The sequence below is a fragment of the Virgibacillus salarius genome (assembly GCF_039521925.1).
Lineage (GTDB): Bacteria > Bacillota > Bacilli > Bacillales > Amphibacillaceae > Virgibacillus > Virgibacillus salarius.
On sequence record NZ_BAAACY010000055.1, the window covers coordinates 1 to 4,360 of the forward strand.

At 32.9% G+C, this 4,360-nt stretch carries 4 protein-coding genes; all 4 read right to left on the reverse strand.

The window, feature by feature from the left end; all coding sequences use genetic code 11:
* Positions 1 to 128 precede the first annotated feature (128 nt).
* The gene (locus ABDZ84_RS08025) at positions 129 to 683 is read right to left on the reverse strand and encodes a sigma-70 family RNA polymerase sigma factor (protein ID WP_051388213.1); all 555 of its coding nucleotides are present in this window, start codon (positions 681 to 683) and stop codon (positions 129 to 131) included.
* Between the two features lie 792 nt (positions 684 to 1,475).
* Entirely contained in the window at positions 1,476 to 2,417 is a 942-nt protein-coding gene (locus ABDZ84_RS08030) for a hypothetical protein (protein WP_343780926.1), read from the reverse strand.
* A complete protein-coding gene (locus ABDZ84_RS08035; RefSeq protein WP_051388214.1) occupies positions 2,410 to 2,961 on the reverse strand; it encodes a sigma-70 family RNA polymerase sigma factor in 552 nt (183 codons plus the stop codon). The genes ABDZ84_RS08030 and ABDZ84_RS08035 overlap by 8 nt, the downstream gene beginning before the upstream one ends.
* A 147-nt stretch (positions 2,962 to 3,108) precedes the next feature.
* A complete protein-coding gene (locus ABDZ84_RS08040; protein WP_026679584.1) occupies positions 3,109 to 3,894 on the reverse strand; it encodes a GNAT family N-acetyltransferase in 786 nt (261 codons plus the stop codon).
* Positions 3,895 to 4,360: the final 466 nt, after the last annotated feature.

The window sequence follows — 4,360 nt, forward strand, 5'->3', positions numbered from 1 at the left end:
GTTGAGTACCGAACGCAATCCAGCCAATCAGCTGCATAGTATAAACTCTAACTTTTGGGGGTAACCACCTCATTGTTCGTTTTTTATTGTTTCTTCATTCTTTTGTCTCAGCGTCTTATCCTTATTTGTCAATAATCTAGTGCTGCTGAACGTAGTTTTCTTCTCACCTCTCTTCCCCAGCTTTTCACCGCATCGGTGGAAACACCTTCTCTGTTCGCGATCTCTTTTATAGATAAATCCTTAACAATAAACAACAATACCCATTTCCATTGATTTTCCGTTAGTTCTTTTTTTATATCTTCTAAGTCTGTGTTTTCATGAAAGTACTCCGTTTCCTGATTACTTATTGGATACATTCTACCGCCAGCGCGAACATAATTACCATGTGTTCTTTTAAGGAACTGATGAGCTTCATACGTATCGTCATTTTCTCTTTCTCTTGTTTTCTTTCGAATTAAATCGATCATACGATTACGAATGGTATAATTAAAATAGGTAGCTAATGGTCCTTTATCTGGCTTATAGTTCTCATAAGCGTTCCACATGGCAACAAGCCCCTCTTGATAGAATTCCTGATGCGGATCATTAATATGAAGTTTATGAATATGGTAATGGATTCTGCGTTCATTCTGTTCAACAATCTCTTCAAAGGTCATATGGAGAGCCTTTTTTCCTTTAACCATCTTTATCCCCCTAACAACTCTATTTAATCCTATTATCGAATGAACAAAGAGGATAGTGGCATTTTTATTTATTTTGTTCTCGTCATTTTCTTATCTATCTAAAAAAACATCTCATTCAACAGAATGAAATGTTTTTGTGAGCCAGTTCCTATCTTAACGGTCTTTGTACAGTTGAACAATCTGTATGTGATATGACAAAATGAAGAAAGATATTTGTTCCTCACGCAATTCTACTTTTACTCAACCAGTTGGAGGTTTTGTTCCCCCCACTGATGGTTCGTACCATAAGAGTATGACCTCAAGGCCCTTTAACGAATCGGACATTTCCTTGAGTTGATCCCACTTCCCATATTGGTTTTACTTGATTGCTTGAAGTGGGAGTCTTACTACCAGTAATATGTGAGATAAACTAATCCCATTGTACAATTTAATAGATATCACCTATCATCCTATTAATTTACGTTAACTAACACAAAAAGTACATAGATAATTTAAAAAAATCTGATTTCCACAAAGGAACTCGCTATAATTACCCTCTGATTTATAGAAATGCGCTTCATATAGTTACCAGAGACAGTAATGCATGCTTTATCTTATAATGGTCCGCTTTAGTTATTACCCATCTTCTCTTTTTTTAAATTCCCTTTATTTATAATTTTATCAACTTACTTATAGCAGGTTTATACATGAAAGTGAAGAAGTCCTGTTTTTTATTTGGATGCTCAATCCTCGAGAGGATCAAGCGCTTTTTTCACTTCTCGTTATAAGCTATTAACAAAATTATTAATATTTTTATAAACTAGACCATTTATAATCGCTTATTTTCCACTGATTATCAATGTTACTTACTATGAATAGCACTTTGTAGTGTCCATATAAATCAGCAACTGCTGTCTGTGTCACTTTAAATTTAGTACTGGAGAGTTTTGTAATACTATATTCTTCCCCCTCCCGGAAGTCAGGTTCGCCATCCATAGGAATTAAATATAAGCCATCGCTTTTTTCCTCTAGGCGGTTAGACCATATCTGTTCTGCAACATTTCTTGTCATCATATTATTTAAGCGTGTATACACATCTTCTTTAACAACAAATGTGTTTTTAAATTTATAGGATTCTGGTTCTAATTCTGCAATAACTACATCAATGCTCGAATTAAATTGCCTTAGTTTATGAAGTATAACTTCTTTTTCCTTATCCGAAATGGAAGGTTCATTTTGCTCTTTATCCGTTGATTCACTTTCTTGATCTTTCTGATGTTTATTATCAGTCTGATTCGTAGATTGTTTTTCTTGATCTTCTTGATGTTCCTTATTACCATTTTGATCCGCAGATTGATTCTCTTTATCCTTCTGATCATTTGTTTCTATTGCATTTTCTTTTTCGTCAGACTCATCTTTATTTTCAGCGACTTCCTTGTCAACTTCATTCTGTTTAGGTTCTTTCTCTTTCATATTGTCTTCTCTTTCTATTAATTTCTTACTGGATTGCATCTTTGTAGAAAAAGGAGCAGGAGAAAATTCATAAATCTTATTGTCTATTACTTCATCTTTAAGTACAGGCCCGATTAATAGAAATACTAATATAAGCGCAAAAACTAGTGACGAGACATATAACGAATACTGCTTTTTCTTCTTTTTTCTTAGAATTTCTTGTTCATCATTAGTAGTAAAATGAATATTCTTGTTTAAATATTTCTGTATTTCTTTTTTAATATGATTATCAAACTCACTCATCATATATCCCCCTCTCTACTAATTCTCTTTTTAATAATTTCCTTCCTCTAACTAATCTTGATTTGACTGTATTCATTTTTAAACCATTAATCGTACTAATCTCCTTTAAAGACATTTGCTTATAATAATATAAAATAAGAACATCCTTATATTTAATTGGAAGCTGTGCAATTAACCGAACTAATTCATTTGATTGCTCTTGTTTTTCTACTTCCTCATGAATTGATTCTGTTAATAGTCCTTTTATTGTACTAATGACAGGTTTATAAATTATATTTCTAAAGCTCCATTTCCGTTGATAATCCTTACACTTATTAATCGTGATCCTATATAACCATGTTTTATAGCTTGATTTTTTATTAAAACGGTGAAAATTCTTATAACAAGATATAAAAACTTCTTGAACAATATCCTCACTTTGCGAGATATCATTTACATACAAATAAGCAATTCGTTTTAACTCATCTCCATATAACCCCATAAGTTCTTCTAATAGAATTTCATTAGTATCAGATTCACTTAAAATCTCTTTCTCATTAAACAAACCTTACTCCCCCTTCCATATATTAGACGATTATAAAAAAAGATATGGTGCGTTATATCCAAATTTTTAATAATCATCTAGTGTTAACGAAAAAAACCTTAAACACCATTGTATTTAAGGTTTTTTTCTAATTATATACTTGGATTATTATTTCTTTTGAAAACAATAATAACCAATCTTTTTATTATCATCCCTTATAAATCCTTTAGCTCGATATCCTTGCTTAAACAAACAATTAAACACCGCTCTTGTTTTCATTCGCCAGTCAATTGCCAGTTCTAACTGATTGCTTTTTATTTCTTGTATATTATTTGGCACAGAGACAAAATATGCATTCTCCTTTAAATTCTGATCGGCATGCAGGTTACTAATTGGCATTCCTTCTTTTTCTAATAGGAGTACTTGTTCTTCAATTACTGTCTGGACGTTCTCTAAGCTTTTATCCTCATTCCAATGCCATTCTATAATAATACGATCTGTTGCCATCCCCCGGTTCAATCCATCATCCATATCTCCATAGTAATTTTCCTTATACTTGACACCAGTCGCCCCTAATTTATTCATATTTAAGTAAGCATTTAAACTTTGCAATGGATCAAAGGTCCAAATCATTTTCTCATACCCCATTTGATCAGCAATCTCAGCTTGCTTACGCTTCATCCTTTCTCCTAGGCCTGCCTTCCGATAATCAGGTAGTAAACCTAGCATATGTGAATATAAATACACTTCCTGCCCATCATAGCCAGTAAAGCTATAGGAAAAACCAATTAATTTATCTCCATCGTATGCTCCTAACATTAGCCCTCCATTATTTATCGCTGTGTAGGTTTGATGTACAGGAGTTGCATTTCCCCAAATTTGATTTTCTAAATGAAGAATACTTTCTAACGCATCCATCTCTGTTATCTTTTGAATGACGATATTTCGTTTCATAAAATTCCTCCTCTGCAAGCTGATCTGTTCAGTTTATTTTCTAAATATAAAAGAAGTAGGTGTATCATTCAAGTAAACCTTTTGCTGTTTTAAAAGTGACACTTCAATCAGCTATAGTTTTGTTTATCCCCCGCGATCGTTAGTACCACAGGGGTATGACCTAAAGGCCTTAGAGCCAATCGGACATTTACTGGCAGTCGCCCCCCCACTTACCAATAGTGGCTTCTCTTTTTGCCTGAAGTAGGTTATTGTGGGGGGGATAAATAGTAAGTTGACCATATAAAGCACTTACTATAATTAATATACTAACGTAAAACAAATTGAAATAAATTCATCTTAATGAACGATCTATTTATTATAAAAATCCCCGAAGCATAAAAAATCCTGCTCGTTCAGGAGGCCACTGAAAAAGTCCAAAAAAGATATGATTTCCATTTTATTATGGGATTCATATCTTTTTTTAGTT

Excerpts from the sequence above, each read along its gene's own strand:
- ABDZ84_RS08025 (WP_051388213.1), bottom strand. The coding sequence starts at position 683 with ATGGTTAAAGGAAAAAAGGCTCTCCATATGACCTTTGAAGAGATTGTT.
- ABDZ84_RS08040 (WP_026679584.1), bottom strand. The coding sequence starts at position 3,894 with ATGAAACGAAATATCGTCATTCAAAAGATAACAGAGATGGATGCGTTA.
- ABDZ84_RS08030 (WP_343780926.1), bottom strand. The coding sequence starts at position 2,417 with ATGAGTGAGTTTGATAATCATATTAAAAAAGAAATACAGAAATATTTA.